This is a genomic window from Marinobacter sp., from assembly GCF_041686475.1.
In the GTDB taxonomy this organism is placed as follows: Bacteria; Pseudomonadota; Gammaproteobacteria; order Pseudomonadales; family Oleiphilaceae; genus Marinobacter.
Genome location: NZ_JAWLDU010000013.1, coordinates 1 through 14,326, shown reverse-complemented (window position 1 = coordinate 14,326; position 14,326 = coordinate 1). Strand labels below are relative to the sequence as shown.

General features: G+C 57.9%; 13 protein-coding genes. 8 read left to right on the top strand and 5 right to left on the bottom strand.

Annotated features, from left to right (window positions below; translation table 11 throughout):
* A partial coding sequence (locus ACESMB_RS04885) for an acyl-CoA synthetase (protein WP_372971032.1) occupies positions 1–1,526 on the bottom strand: 1,526 nt, incomplete at its 3' end.
* Between the two features lie 155 nt (positions 1,527–1,681).
* Here ACESMB_RS04885 and ACESMB_RS04880 point away from each other — a divergent pair.
* The 5 genes from ACESMB_RS04880 (at position 1,682) to ACESMB_RS04860 (ending at position 7,804) form a co-directional block, all read left to right on the top strand.
* Entirely contained in the window at positions 1,682–3,181 is a 1,500-nt protein-coding gene (locus ACESMB_RS04880; protein ID WP_372971031.1) for a sensor histidine kinase, read from the top strand.
* Positions 3,174–3,815 carry a response regulator transcription factor gene (locus ACESMB_RS04875; protein ID WP_372926981.1) on the top strand — a complete coding sequence of 214 codons (642 nt, stop codon included), beginning with the start codon at positions 3,174–3,176 and terminating at the stop codon, positions 3,813–3,815. Before ACESMB_RS04880 ends, ACESMB_RS04875 begins: the two co-directional genes overlap by 8 nt.
* 354 nt (positions 3,816–4,169) lie before the next feature.
* Positions 4,170–5,354, top strand: a complete 1,185-nt coding sequence (locus ACESMB_RS04870) for an NAD(P)/FAD-dependent oxidoreductase (RefSeq protein ID WP_372927464.1) — start codon at positions 4,170–4,172, stop codon at positions 5,352–5,354.
* Between the two features lie 333 nt (positions 5,355–5,687).
* Positions 5,688–7,496 carry a Na/Pi cotransporter family protein gene (locus ACESMB_RS04865; protein ID WP_372971030.1) on the top strand — a complete coding sequence of 603 codons (1,809 nt, stop codon included), beginning with the start codon at positions 5,688–5,690 and terminating at the stop codon, positions 7,494–7,496.
* A 62-nt stretch (positions 7,497–7,558) separates the two neighbouring features.
* Positions 7,559–7,804 carry a hypothetical protein gene (locus ACESMB_RS04860; protein ID WP_372971029.1) on the top strand — a complete coding sequence of 82 codons (246 nt, stop codon included), beginning with the start codon at positions 7,559–7,561 and terminating at the stop codon, positions 7,802–7,804.
* A 61-nt stretch (positions 7,805–7,865) separates the two neighbouring features.
* On the opposite strand, the gene ACESMB_RS04855 is transcribed toward ACESMB_RS04860, so the two are convergent.
* Positions 7,866–8,093, bottom strand: a complete 228-nt coding sequence (locus ACESMB_RS04855) for a hypothetical protein (protein WP_372927461.1) — start codon at positions 8,091–8,093, stop codon at positions 7,866–7,868.
* Positions 8,094–8,507: 414 nt separating this feature from the next.
* On the opposite strand from ACESMB_RS04855, the gene ACESMB_RS04850 reads away from it, so the two are divergent.
* From ACESMB_RS04850 to ACESMB_RS04840, 3 genes are read left to right on the top strand one after another with little or no spacing between them, the layout of a single operon-like run.
* Positions 8,508–8,795: a hypothetical protein gene (locus ACESMB_RS04850; RefSeq protein ID WP_372971028.1), complete on the top strand. Its 288-nt coding sequence runs from the start codon at positions 8,508–8,510 to the stop codon at positions 8,793–8,795.
* A gap of 57 nt (positions 8,796–8,852) precedes the next feature.
* Positions 8,853–9,587 carry a HupE/UreJ family protein gene (locus ACESMB_RS04845; RefSeq protein ID WP_372927459.1) on the top strand — a complete coding sequence of 245 codons (735 nt, stop codon included), beginning with the start codon at positions 8,853–8,855 and terminating at the stop codon, positions 9,585–9,587.
* 15 nt (positions 9,588–9,602) lie between these two features.
* Positions 9,603–10,298, top strand: a complete 696-nt coding sequence (locus ACESMB_RS04840) for a hypothetical protein (protein WP_372971027.1) — start codon at positions 9,603–9,605, stop codon at positions 10,296–10,298.
* Positions 10,299–10,330: 32 nt separating this feature from the next.
* Here the strand turns inward: ACESMB_RS04840 and ACESMB_RS04835 are convergent, their stop codons facing one another.
* Genes ACESMB_RS04835 through ACESMB_RS04825 form a run of 3 tightly spaced genes read right to left on the bottom strand, consistent with a single transcriptional unit; the run spans position 10,331 to position 14,311 of the window.
* The gene (locus tag ACESMB_RS04835) at positions 10,331–11,863 is read right to left on the bottom strand and encodes a phospholipase D family protein (protein WP_372927457.1); all 1,533 of its coding nucleotides are present in this window, start codon (positions 11,861–11,863) and stop codon (positions 10,331–10,333) included.
* Positions 11,864–11,895: 32 nt separating this feature from the next.
* Positions 11,896–12,822 carry a universal stress protein gene (locus tag ACESMB_RS04830; protein ID WP_372971026.1) on the bottom strand — a complete coding sequence of 309 codons (927 nt, stop codon included), beginning with the start codon at positions 12,820–12,822 and terminating at the stop codon, positions 11,896–11,898.
* Between the two features lies 1 nt (position 12,823).
* Positions 12,824–14,311, bottom strand: coding sequence for a SulP family inorganic anion transporter (locus ACESMB_RS04825; protein ID WP_372927756.1), 1,488 nt, complete (start codon positions 14,309–14,311; stop codon positions 12,824–12,826).
* Positions 14,312–14,326 lie beyond the last annotated feature (15 nt).

The following is a 14,326-nucleotide window of genomic DNA, read 5'->3' as shown; positions in this document are numbered from 1 at the left end:
CGGGCGAGACGCTCGCGACAGAAGCCGATCAGATCCTCTTCACTCACATCGCCGGCTTCCGGCTTGAGGGTAATAAAGGCGCAGGGAGTTTCGCCCCATTTATCGTCCGGGCGCGCCACCACGGCTGCTTCGAGCACGGCCGGGTGGCGATAGAGGGTGTCCTCCACCTCGATGGTGGAAATGTTCTCGCCGCCGGAGATGATGATGTCCTTAAGGCGGTCCTTGATTTCCAGGTAGCCGTCTTCGTGCCATACCGCCAGGTCGCCGGTGTGGAACCAGCCGCCACGGAACGCTTCTTCGGTGGCTTTGGGGTTCTTGAGGTAGCCTTTCATCACGGTGTTGCCACGCAGGAAGATCTCACCAATGGTTTTACCGTCCTTGGGGACCGGTTCCATGGTACTGGGGTCACCCACCATGGTGCCCGCCAGCGTATGGTAGCGAACGCCCTGACGAGCCTTGATGGTGGCCCGCTCGTCCAGGGTTTTCTCATCCCATTCGGACTTCCAGGCACACACGGTGACCGGGCCGTAAACTTCCGTCAGGCCGTAAACATGAGTGACGGCAATGCCCATCTCCTCGATGGCGCCAATGACCTGGGCGGGCGGGGCTGCGCCAGCCGTCATGGATTTAACGTCGTGATCGATGCCGGCCTTGGCGGCTTCCGGCACGTTCAGAAGCGCGTTAAGCACAATGGGAGCACCGCACATGTGGGTTACCTGGTGATCACGGATCAACTGCAGGATTTTTTCCGGATCCACCCGGCGCAGGCAAACGTGAGTGCCCGCCAAAGCGGTAACGGTCCAGGGGAAACACCAGCCGTTACAGTGAAACATCGGCAGGGTCCACAGGTAGACCGGATGCTGGCCCATGGACCACACCGCCTGATTGCCCATGCTGTTCATGTAGGCACCGCGATGGTGATAAACGACGCCTTTCGGGTTACCGGTGGTGCCGGAGGTGTAGTTCAGGGAGATGGCATCCCATTCGTTCTCTGGCAGGCTCCACTGGAACTGCGGGTTACCTTCCTGCAGGAAGACCTCATAATCCAGGTCGCTCACCTGTGTGCCTTCACCGTACTCCGGGTCATCCACATCAATCACCAGCGGCTTTTCATCCAGGCGGCTGACGGCGTCGCGGACAACGTCGCCAAATTCCCGGTCCGCCACAATAACCTTGGCTTCCCCATGCTCCAGCATGAAGGCAATGGCCTCGGCGTTCAGGCGCACATTCAGGGTATTGAGAACCGCCCCGATCATGGGCACACCAAAGTGACACTCCACCATGGCCGGGATATTGGGCAGCATCGCTGCCACGGTGTCGCCGCGGCCAATGCCACGACCAGCCAGTGCCGAGGCCAGACGGCGGCAACGCTCGTAAGTTTCGCTCCAGTTATAACGAATGGCCCCGTGAATCACCGAGGTGTATTCCGGATACACGCTTGCCGTGCGCTCAATAAAATCGATGGGGGACAGAACAGAATAATTGGCGTCGACGGGCTCCAGGCCCTCATCAAAAATCGAGGTCATTGCTGTGGTCCTCTGGGTTCCATTGTTCTTGTGGTGTATTCAGTAAGTACGCTGGAAAAGCTATACTCTTGGCTGACAGGAATGGTATTGGATAGTAGATATACTAGAAATTACACCAATGTATTATAGTGTTTATACTATATAACGGCTGACCAATGACAATAATAGCGACAATCCCCGCCTTTCAGCTTCCCGACTCCGATCCGGACGCCGGGCTGGTGCTTGGCTATGACAACACAGTTCTGTCGAGCAACCCGGCAGCGAGAGCGCTGGTGCAGCGTGCAGGAATGGCCGGGTTGGCGGGCCTTCTGCCGGTCAATACCCAGGCACTGATCAACGCCTGCCTCTCCCAGGGGCGGGCGATTGCGGATGTGGAAAGCCGGCTTCCCGGCCTTATCTGTCTGTGGACGTTTATACCTGACCAGGCTTCTGGCCAGGTTCTTGCCCGGGGCAGGAATGCCACAGATGACATCCGCAAACTGGACGAAGCCATCCGCTCCAGCCGCCTCTACCGCCTGATCACCGAAAACACCACCGACCTCATCTCCCGCCATGCGCCGGACGGCAGCTTTATAGACGCCACCCCGGCATCCTGGCGGTTACTGGGTTACTGGCCCGAGGAACTCAGGGGCAAGCCACTGGAAGACGTGTTCCTTAGCAGCACCCTTAACGCCGAGCTGGAAGACGTCCGCAATCGGCTTCGGGACGAAGGCTATGCCACCCTGACGCTTGATATCACTCACCGGGACGGCAGCAAACGCTGGTTCGAGATTGCCAGCCGGGCCATCCGGGAAACCTACACCGGCGCAGTCATCGAGGTGGTAAGTGTCTCCCGCGACATAACCGCCCGGGTGGAATCCGAGGAGAACAACCGCCGGCTGGCCGACGAACTGGCCCACACGGCCCGCCTGGCAACCCTTGGCGAACTGGCCTCCAGTATTGCTCATGAAATGAACCAGCCACTGGCTACCATCGTCAATTTCGCCAGTGCCAGCCAGCGCTACCTGAAACAGGCGCGGGAAAACCCCGAATGCCTGGAGCGCGTGGACGACGGCCTCCAGCGAATTACCCACCATGCCAACCGGGCATCGGAAGTGATCAAGCGACTAAGGGCATTTCTGCGTAAAGGCCAGAAGCGCACCGCCCCCATCAGCATCAACGACGCCGTATCTAACGTGAAACGCCTGTGCCAGTGGGATGCAGACAAGAACCGGGTCGTGATACGGGAACGCCTGACCGCCAGTAACCCGGTTATCACCGCTGACCCGGTGCTGCTTGAGCAGGTACTGATCAACCTGATCCGCAACGGTATCGACGCCAACATTGAGGCCCATCAGGACAGCAGCTCCCCTTCACAGATTACCGTGACAACCTGCGTGAATTCGGAGCGGGAAATTCTGGTGGAGGTTGCCGACCAGGGCCCGGGGCTGGACGAAACCGGTTTGCGGCAGATGTTCACGCCCTTTTATACCAGCAAGCCCCAGGGGCTGGGCCTGGGATTATCCATGAGCCGATCCATCGTCGAGGGCTTTGGCGGATTCCTGGATGCAAAACCGGACGAGCAAGGCGGGCTGGTGCTGGTCTGCCGCTTCCCTCCCCTGAACAGCAGTAAAAACAGATCCGACCAGTCCAGGGAGACAGGCCAGCATGAGTGATATACCCCATACCGTTTATGTGGTGGATGACGACGCCGGCATGCTTGAGTCCACCCAGTGGTTACTGGAATCCGTCGGGTTACAGGTACAGCCCTACGCCGATGGTCGCCATTTCCTGGAGGCGGTGGATCCGTCCCGGACCGGCTGTGTGATTCTCGACATACGCATGCCCGGCCTCGGCGGCCTGAACGTCCAGGAGGAGTTGCAGAAGCGGGGCTCGCATCTGCCCATTATCTTTGTTTCCGGCCACGCCGACGTTGCGATTGTGGTCCGCGCCTTCAAGTCCGGCGCCTTCGATTTCATCGAAAAGCCATTCAACGAACAGCTGCTCCTCGACAGCGTCCAGCAGGCGCTACAGCAACATCAGCAGGCCAGCACCCAGCAACAGGGCGACCAGCACACCGACGAACTGATCGCTTCCCTCACCCGCCGGGAACGGGACGTGTTCATGCCATTGGCCCAGGGCTATACCAGCCGGGAAATTGCAGAACAGCTGGAAGTGGGCATCAAAACCATCGACCTGTACCGGGCACGCGTCATGAAGCGACTGGGTGTGGAACGGGTGCCAGACGTCACCGGCATCGCCATCGCCGCCGGCCTGTTGGACCCGATAAACCTGCGGAGCGACACATGAAATCACTACCGACCTATCAGCTTGACGCTTTTACCAGCCAGGTTTTTGAAAGGTGCTCCGACTGAACCGCGCTGCGAACTAAACGGCAACCGAGTAGCCATAGCCGGCCAGGCCGCGTTCTACATGGAGGGTTCCGTACACCTGCCCTGATAACAGCAGAAAATGTATACTGCGCCCAGTTAACACACAGCGGCGGGCAGCACAGATGTTTGGCAAGGCACGGGTTGAGGGCAGTCAGGGATCGTCAAAAACAGGGATGTTTTTGTCGAGCGTACAGGGACGTATTCACCGCGTATCCCTGACTGCCCTCAACCCGTGCCGGGACTCCAGAAGCCCGCGCTGGAACTCGGAAGCATGAAAGAACAGAACTACGACGTCATCATCATAGGCGCCGGCGCCGCAGGCCTTATGTGCGCGTTAACGGCCGGCTATCGCGGCCGCAAGGTCCTGGTGATCGACCACGCCAACAAACCCGGCAAGAAAATTCTTATGTCCGGCGGCGGCCGCTGCAACTTCACCAACCTCAACAGCACCCCGGCCAACTTCCTCTCGGCCAACCCCCACTACTGCATCTCCGCCCTCAAACGCTACACTCCCCAGCACTTCCTGGACCTGGTGGAGCGTCACGGCATTGAGCATGAGGAAAAAGCGGCCGGCCAACTCTTCTGCAAAGACAGCAGCAAGGACATTCTCAACATGCTGCTGACCGAATGCGAATGGGCCGGTGCAGAAGTGCGCCTGAAAACAGAGGTCAAGGCCATCAGCAGCCCGGGAAACGGTTACCAACTGCAAACCACCTCCGGCACCCTAACCTGCGAGTCCCTTATTGTTGCCTGCGGCGGGCTCTCCATCCCCACCATGGGCGCCACCGGATTCGGTTATGACATCGCACGGCAGTTCGGGCTCACCGTGCTCCCCACACGCGCAGGCCTGGTTCCGTTCACCCTGCACCCGGAACTGAAGGAGCAACTGGCCCCACTGGCGGGGGTGAGCTGCCCGGTGGACGTCCGCTGCAATCACGAACACTTCCACGAGCCCATGCTGGTTACCCATCGCGGACTGAGTGGACCGGCGATGCTGCAGATCTCCAGCTTCTGGCATCCCGGTAACAACCTGAGCATCAACATGCTCCCCGGGACCAATATCGAACAGGACCTGTACCAACTGAGGAAAGACAGACCACAAGCCACTGTTGCCCAATACCTGCAGCAGCACTTGCCGAGGCGCTTCGCCCAGGCGCTTAACGACCTTCACGGCTGGACTGGCCCACTGCAGGGCTACAAAAACAGCGACATCGAACAAGCGGCGCGGACTCTCGGGCAGTGGGCCATCAAACCCGCCGGCACCGAGGGTTATCGCACCGCCGAAGTGACCCTGGGAGGTGTGGACACCCGTCAGCTGTCATCCAGGACCATGGCGGTTCTGGACCGACCGGACCTGTACTTCATCGGTGAAGTGGTGGACGTGACCGGGCATCTTGGCGGGCATAACTTCCAGTGGGCCTGGGCGTCCGGTGTGGCTGCTGGACAGGACACCTAACCCGAGCCAGTGCGTTCTCAACAAACGGCAGACCGCTATTATAATCGAATTGCTCCAGCAGATTACTGATGCAGTTCAACCTGGCATGACGCTAGACATCGGCATCCACCATACGCCACGGCGCGTAGGGCAGGTGGGCTGCATATCGCTGAAAGTACCACTGGCTGCGTGCGGCCTCTCCAGACTGACTGCCCGACGCTCTGCGTCCGGGGCTTACTTACATTACAGAAGTGTGACAAAGTAATATACGGGACCGAGGTCCTGCCAACTGGATGGTGTCGTGATCTGAGTGCGCGGTGCCGAAACCGAGCCAATTGCGGTAAAGGTGAGCCAATGAACTACCGCCGACTCGTTCTGGCCGGAATACTCGGACTTCTGGCTTTTGCACTCTGGTCGAGCCCCGAGTTCAAACAGATTGCCGCCGGGGTTGCCATATTCCTGTTTGGCATGCTCTCACTTCAGAACGGGTTTCGCCAATTCACCGGTGGACTCCTTGAGAGGGTGCTTCGCCGGACAACGGACACGATTCCAAAGAGCCTTGGTTTCGGCATCGTCAGTACGGCCATCATGCAATCGAGCTCACTGGTATCGGTTATTACGATATCGTTCCTGAGTGCCGGTCTGCTCCCCCTGATCGCCGGCATCGGCATCATTTTCGGGGCCAACCTGGGCACAACAACCGGTGCATGGCTGTTCGCCACTATCGGCATGAAGATGAGCCTGTCGGTCTTCGCGTTGCCCATGCTCGTCTTCGGCGTCGTGCTGAACTTCCAGCAATCCCGAGCACTCAAAGCCTTTGGCGCGATTTTGGCTGGCCTGGGATTTCTGTTTCTGGGCATCGATTTCATGAAGGACGGCTTCGAAAGCTACCAGTCAGCGGTCGATCTGCGCGAATACGCGATGACGGGCTTAACTGGACTTTTCGTTTATACCGGGCTCGGAATTCTGGCGACGGTCGTCATGCAGTCGAGTCATGCGGCGCTGGCCCTCACCCTGGCGGGCCTGGCCACGGGACAGGTCACCTACGAGAACGCTTTGGCCCTGGCTATCGGTGCCAATATTGGCACAACAGTGACCGCACTGATTGGCGGTCTCGGCGCGAATATCGCAGGCAAACGCCTTGCAGGCGCCCACCTTTTGTTCAATATAGCGACGGCGGCAATCGCGCTGGTGCTGATCGAGCCCCTGCGCTGGTCTGTCGACAGCCTGTCGGCGCTCATGTCGATCGCTGAAGATGACTATCCGGTCAAGCTTGCCTTGTTCCACACCCTGTTCAACTGCCTCGGTGTCGCCGTGATGTTGCCACTGCTATCAAAGATGGCCAGCGCACTGGAGCGCTGGCTGCCTGAACGAGAGGAAGAGGCTGCGGCCCAGCCCAAGTACCTCAATCTGGCCGCGATGGATTCGCCCGATAGCGCAAAGGCGGCGGTTCGCCGGGAGGTCTGGCACCTCTTTGACCAAGCCTTTGTCATACTCGCCCATGGCCTCCACCTGCACCGTGAACAGATCCGTGACAACGATGACCTGGCAGCAACGATCAATGACCATCGAGAGCGCATCGACATCGACATCGACCAGGTCTACCGGCAGCGCGTCAAGCATCTTTATAATGCCATTCTCGATTTCCTTTCCGGGCTCATGGCCCGCATGGGGTCAGCCAGTTCCGACGAGTCACTCTACCGTCTACAGCAAGCCGCCGCCGAAATGGTGGAAGCCATCAAGCATGTCAAACACCTGCGCAAGAATCTCACCACCTATATGGTTGCGGATAACAAGGCTATCCGGAAGGAGTATAATGATCTCCGGCTGCGGGTCGCGATGGTGCTACGCGAAACCCATCGGTTCTACGAAGGCAAATTTGACGACGCCAGCACGGCAATGCTGGAGCTCGACGAGATCGCTGTACGTGCCCGGGTGGGCCGCGAATCCATGGCCGCACGCGTTACGGAGCTCCTGGGAGCGAAGCAGATCAACTCTACCATGGCCACGTCCCTGCTGAACGATTCTGCCTATGCCAGCGAGACAGTGGATGCTATTCTGGACGGGACTCGGGCGCTACTCGCAGCAACAGATTTAGACGCTGCCAGGACCACTGAGGCCCTGTCGGTGGGTGATGAGGGCCAGGCAGACATCACCGTCTAAGGTGTCAATGTCTGGTGACGCTACGCGGGCCGACCAATCTTCCAATACGGCGGAGTCAGACAATGGGTTTCAAGGACTTGGTGGCCAGGCTGGACGATGTGCTACTGGAACTCGACAAGGGCAAATCCCTCAAGCACAAGGAATTGAAGCGTCTGGAGCAGGCGCTGACAAAAAAGCAGGAAAAATACCGGAAAAGGCTTGATTCCGGCTCGTCAGAGGAAACATCTGCTCAGACCGAGGTTCGCCTGCGCGTGGTTGAGGCCCAACTTGCTAAACTGCGAGAACTCATGGCAGATGCATCCCCCTGATGGTAAAGAACAGCATAGCCGCTACCAGCCCCTTCTCTTCTAACGAAGCCTCATCGAACTCTTAAAGCAAACGCTTCACTTCTTCCCGGTCCTCTGCGGCCTGGTGCGCCTGAATTTCGTCAATCTTCTGGCGATAGGTGATTTTGAGATGCTCGCGCAGAAAGCCGATCCCGAACACGCCGCCTGCGGCGAGAGGGTCGACTGCGTCTGCAACATCATTCGCCCCGTGAGCCACCACACGATGCCGCCAACGACCGCGCCGATGGTCCCACCCAGCATCGGCATTCATCTCGTCGCCGACTTCAAGGATTTTACGTCAGAGCTCTTCTTCCTTCATTACGTTAGTCAGCGAACCGCAGGTGGCTGTCGACAGGGACTCAATCACGTGCAGATAGTGCTCGTTTCGACATCTCGCAATACTGCACTGAGCACACATTCACAAGGGGACAATCGCAATTGATCCGCGTAGGTGCAATCATTCTGGGTGCGGCTTATAGCCCTACTTATTTTCCAAAAGGGATTATTCGGAGTTAACTTCAGTACACTTGGACCGTCACACCACTGTAATCTCCAAAAATACCAAGTGTGGTTCAATTGGTGGCCTTACTACTGGAGCATTGTATGGAAAGTTGCAGACCTGATTTACGTTATTCTGGTGCCCACCTGGCTATCACTGAACAGCTGGCACCAATTTCAGGAGCTGGTGAAGGACAAAAAACTCGGCCTTAAAAAACTGAGACCGTTCTTTACCCTGGTTGATAGACGCAAGAAACTGCATAGGGAGCTCGCCGGAAAAAACGCCGAACTATTCGAACGGCCCTCCAGCGCTATGATCCCCTACTCCAGCGCCGTTGAGCGAATGGGAGAAGAAGGGCTTCCCCTGGAAGCGCTCAGCCCCCGATCCCAGCCTGCCATCGGCTACAGGCAGCTCTGGTCAGAAATGAAGAAGGAGCTCCGGGCCTCGGGAGTGGCTGCGGGGAACAGCGGCTGACGGGATCATAGTTGCAGCATGCGCAATCCCGGGAAACATACACAATTTGGAGTATTTATGTTGTCAAGCCTGCCTGGCGATTGCCGTATTGCGAACATAGCGCGCAGAAGCAGCCGCCTTTTCTGGATATTTCTGACACTCGGGCTACTCAGCCTGAGTACCGATGCGCTGGCCCATGCCATCGCCCAGGGCGACAAGGGGTACATTCAGGAAATTACCGGTGTAAACCTCATTGCGTTCACCTACCTCGGGGCCAAGCACATGGTCACCGGTTACGATCACCTGCTGTTCCTGCTGGGTGTGATCTTCTTTCTCTACCAGATGAAGCACATCGCGATCTACGTGAGCCTGTTTGCGCTGGGACATTCCACCACGATGCTGCTGGGGGTGTACTTCAACGTGGGCATCAATAGTTACATCATTGATGCGATTATCGGTCTGTCCATTGTATACAAGGCACTGGACAATATTGGTGCCTATCAGCGCTGGTTTGGCTTCCAGCCCAACACCAGGGCCGCCACGTTGATTTTCGGGTTCTTCCATGGCTTTGGCCTGTCGACGAAGATCATTGAATACGACATCTCGCCGGACGGGCTGATTCCGAACCTCCTCGCCTTCAACGTGGGCGTGGAAATCGGACAGCTCATTGCCCTGGCCATGATCCTGATTGTCATCAGCTTCTGGCGTAAAACCGACGGCTTTTTCCGCCATGCCTATACCGCCAACGTCGCCATGATGAGTGCAGGCTTCCTGCTCTTTGGTTATCAACTAACCGGTTACTTTGTAGCCTGATTCTGGAGATTCACTATGTACAACACCGATATACCAAACCGTGAAGAATTACCCACCACCGCCAAGCTGATTCGATCAACCATCATTGCCGCCATTGTGGCAGTGGTTCTGTTGGTGACAGTGGTGATGCCTGCAGAATACTCCCTGGACCCAACCGGTGTCGGTCGCCTTCTGGGCCTCACTGAAATGGGCGAAATCAAGGAACAACTTGCCGAAGAGGCCGCCGCAGACGAAGCGGCCCAACTGGTTGCCGTGCAACCCTCACCCGGGCAGCAGGAATCGGAGGTAACGGATACCGATGTTACCGAACCTGTCCGGGAAGAGGTCACTGCTCCTGAGCCCGAGGTTACGACCGTCGAGGAGCAACCGACATCAGAGCCGACAACAGCGGAATCCCGGTGGCAGGATGAAGTACGCGTGGTTCTCACCCCGGGAGAAGGCACGGAGTACAAACTCACCATGGAAGAAGGCAATGTCGCCCGGTTTTCCTGGGAGTCCGAGGGTGGCCCAATCAATTACGACACCCATGGCAATGGCAGCGGCCAATCCATCTCTTACGAGAAAGGACGCGGCGTTCCCGAGGATGAAGGCGAACTGGTCGCCGTATTCACGGGCAACCATGGCTGGTTCTTCCGCAACCGCAATGACAGTGACATCACCCTGGTACTTCGTACGGGTGGGGATGACGGTCAGTTGAAAAAGGTATTGTGAGATGGCTTGAGGTCAGCAGATACGACGCAAAACTAAAGATATTTCTCGATCGGCAACCAGGAGAGAAACCGGGATTTGGTGCGGCGCCACCAGCCAACCGTGGGCTCGCTGGAATGCAGCTCCTCACCACTGCGCCATTGCGGATCGCCACCATCGTCCAGCGAGACTTCCCAGCTGTTGCGTGGTTTCATAACGGTCTGAACGTCGCTCGCCACCTGCTCTGCCAACTCTTCACTGTGGATAATCAACAGCGTTTCGCCATTGAGATAGATAGAGCGGAGATTGACGTTGAAAGACCCCACCACCAGCGTACTACGATCAAATACGATGGACTTTGAGTGCAGGCTGACTTGACCTGTCGAGCAGACACCGTCCGTCTTCAGCCACTGTTGACAGGCCTCGGCCCCGGGCCTGAGCTCATAGATCTGTATGCCGTGCTCCAGCATGAAGGAGCGCCAGCGGGCGTAACCCGCGTGGTTGGTAACCAGGTCGTTGGTCGCCAGCGAGTTGGTCAGCGCAGATACCTGAAGCACCTGGCGATCCCCCATATCCAGAATCTGCAGCTGTTCCTCGGCGAGTATCAGATAGGCGGATTCAATCAGAATCTCCTGTGAGGCAGACTGCGCCAGGTGCTGAAGCGCCCTGGCGCTGCGTCGAGGCGTTTCGGCGGGTTCTTCCATGGTCTCAAACGGGGGATCGAAAACCAGCTCTCCACGGGCCACCGTCAGCTGGCCGAACAGCTTCGCCAGCTCGGCCCTTCCCTGCGCGCGATCTGCCGGGGCCGGAATACCCGCCTGCGATCCGGCCTGGCGGCGAAGGCGTTCGAACGTCTCAGCCACATTCCCGTCAGCTGGAGCCTTCGGGTAGAGGACTGACACCGGATAAGCCCAACTGTTATTCCAGTAGGCCTGAAAGTTGTCCGTCATACCACCAACGACAGGCCCCGCCGCGAACACGTCACGGTCACGGAAATAGCGGTCGGCATCAAAGCCGAAATACTCATCCCCTATGTTGCGGCCGCCAACGATTCCCGCTGCGCTGTCCACCACGAACGTCTTGTTGTGCATGCGCCGGTTGATACGGTCGAAATCCATTAGGAACGACACCCAGCGGCCCCAACCACTGCGGCTTCTGGCGGGATTGAAAATGCGGATATGAATATTCGGGTGGGTGTCCAGGGCAGCAAACAGTTCACCAACGCCCTCGGCGTTGAAATCATCCAGCAACAACCGGACCCGCACTCCGCGGTCCGCCGCCAGCAAAAGCCGGCCGGCCAGATACTGCCCGGAAACGTCATTGCTCCAGATATAGTACTGGGCATCGATACTGTGCTCGGCGGCCTCGATCAGGGCCGCCCGGTTAAGGAAGGCCTCGTGCCCGGAATCCAGCATGTAGAAACCGGACTGGCCAGTGGTACCGGCCAGCTTCTGCCTGGATTGGCTGGAAAGAAAGCTGTCATCGTCCTGCACGGCTTCCTCAACTCCGGAATGTGTTATCGGTTGCAGACCGCTGGCGCAACCCGCCAGCAACGTTATCAATACCAGGAAGCAGGCGCTTGACGTCAATCGCGCGGACCGGCATTCCTGGCAAGAAGGCATTAACGCAATATCACCAGAGGTTTCCGGGCTGTCTTCAGCATCGTGGTTGTGGTGCTACCCACCAGGAACTGACGGATCCGGGAATGCCCGTAAGCTCCCATCACCAGAATATCGATGTCGTGCTCTTCCTGGTAAGCATGGAGAGTGGGCTCCACATCACCGGCGCGAATGGCCAGGGTGATCTCGGAACCGAGGTCTTCGAGCATCTTCTCAGCTTTCTTGAGTTGCTCCCAGCGGTCATTGGTGTCTGCCCCGATCATCACCAGATGAATCGGCATGCCTTTCAGCACAGGGCTTCCCGCCAGTAGCTCCACACCCTTGAATGCGGTGGCGCTGCCATCGAAGGCCAGCATGGCGCTTTTCGGCTGCTGGTATTCATCAGGCACCAGAAGTATCGGGCGGTGAACGCTGCGAATCACGGTTTCCAGCTGACTGCCCACGTGTACGTCGCGGTCTGAACTGCTCTCGCCGTGAAGCCCCATGACCAGCAGGCGGGTCTGGTTCTCCAGGGTCAGCAGCGACTCGGTGAGGTCGCCGTGGCGCTGACGCTTGATGACATCGTCGATACCCAACCTCTTCATTCGGTCTTCGGCTTCATCCAGCATGTGATGGCCGTGCTCCAGCGCCAGCTTGGAACGCTTGCGATCCAGCTCGGCCAGTTCGTCCATCAATTGCTCCCGACTTCCAAGGCCAATGCTGCCGGCCAGGTCCGGCTCTGTCGGATAGCGCTCTTCATCCAGCACGTGCAACAGTGTCATGGGCGTTTCCATGTGTTTGCTGGCCCAGGCGGCGTAATCACAAACCGCTGGTGCAGCCCTGGAGCCGTCAATACAGGCAACTACTCGTAGCATCTCAACCTCGCCTTGGTGATCGTTATGATTGTTATTCTGACCGGGATCGTTGTTGAATTCCTTGGTTTGTGTCATGTCAGTGCCCCATCAGCTGGTCAACGGCATCGGGTTTGTCGTGCACACCGAAACGATCGACGATTGTGGCACTGGCTTCATTCAGCCCGATGATCTCGACCTCGGCGCCCTCGCGGCGGAACTTTATAACCGCCTTGTCCAGAGCACCGACCGCCGTAATGTCCCAGAAATGCGCCCGGGTCAGATCAATCACCACATTATCCACTGCTTCCTTGAAATCAAAGGATTCCGTGAATTTTTCTGAGGAACTGAAGAAAACCTGACCGACCACGTTGTAAGTGCGGGTGTCAGTCTTGTCGTCAAACTCGGACGTCACCAGCATGTAATGGCCCACCTTGTTGGCGAAGAACAGTGCCGCCAGCAGAACGCCGGCCAGCACACCAAATGCCAGGTTGTGGGTCGCGACAACGACAATAACCGTCACTACCATAACGATGTTGGTGGATAGCGGGTGCTCCTTCAGGTTTTTGATAGAGCCCCAGCTGAAGGTACCAATGGCAACCATGATCATCACCGCCACCAGCGCCGCCATCGGGATCTGTACCAGCCACTGGTCGAGCACCAGCACCATCAACAGCAAGAACACGCCCGCCGACAGGGTCGAGAGCCGGGTGCGTCCACCGGATTTGATGTTGATGATGGACTGGCCAATCATGGCGCAGCCTGCCATGCCACCCAGCAGGCCGGAGCCGATATTGGCAATACCCTGCCCCCGGCACTCGCGGTTGCGGTCGCTGGTGGTGTCGGTCAGATCATCCACGATGGTCGCTGTCATCATCGATTCCAGCAGGCCAACCACCGTCAGCCCGACCGAGTAGGGCAGGATAATCATCAGGGTTTCCAGGTTCAGCGGCACGTCGGGCCACAGGAAAATCGGCAGGGTATCCGGCAGCTGCCCCATGTCACCCACGGTGCGGATATCAATGTTGTAGATCATCGCAAAGGCTGTCAGTGCAACAATGCAAATCAGCGGTGATGGCAGGATGCGGCCAACCACCGGAATCAGCGGGAACAGGTAGATTATCCCCAGGCCGGCTGCGGTCATGGCGTACACATGCCAGGTGACATTGGTCAGCTCCGGCAACTGCGCCATGAAGATCAGGATTGCCAGGGCGTTCACAAAGCCGGTTACCACCGAGCGGGAGACGAAGCGCATCAGCCCGCCGAGCTTTAGATAGCCGGCTCCAATCTGCAACAGACCGGTCAACAGCGTAGCCGCCAGCAGATATTCCAGACCGTGTTCCTTGACCAGGGTGACCATCAGCAGCGCCATGGCACCGGTGGCTGCCGAGATCATGCCGGGACGACCGCCCACGAAGGCAATCACCACACTGATACAGAACGACGCGTAGAGCCCCACTTTCGGGTCTACACCGGCAATAATGGAAAAGGCGATGGCTTCGGGAATCAGCGCCAGCGCCACTACAATACCAGCGAGCAGATCGCCCCGTATGTTGGAGAGCCAGTCAGCTTTAAGCTTGTTTACCATAGTTGATATCCAGTC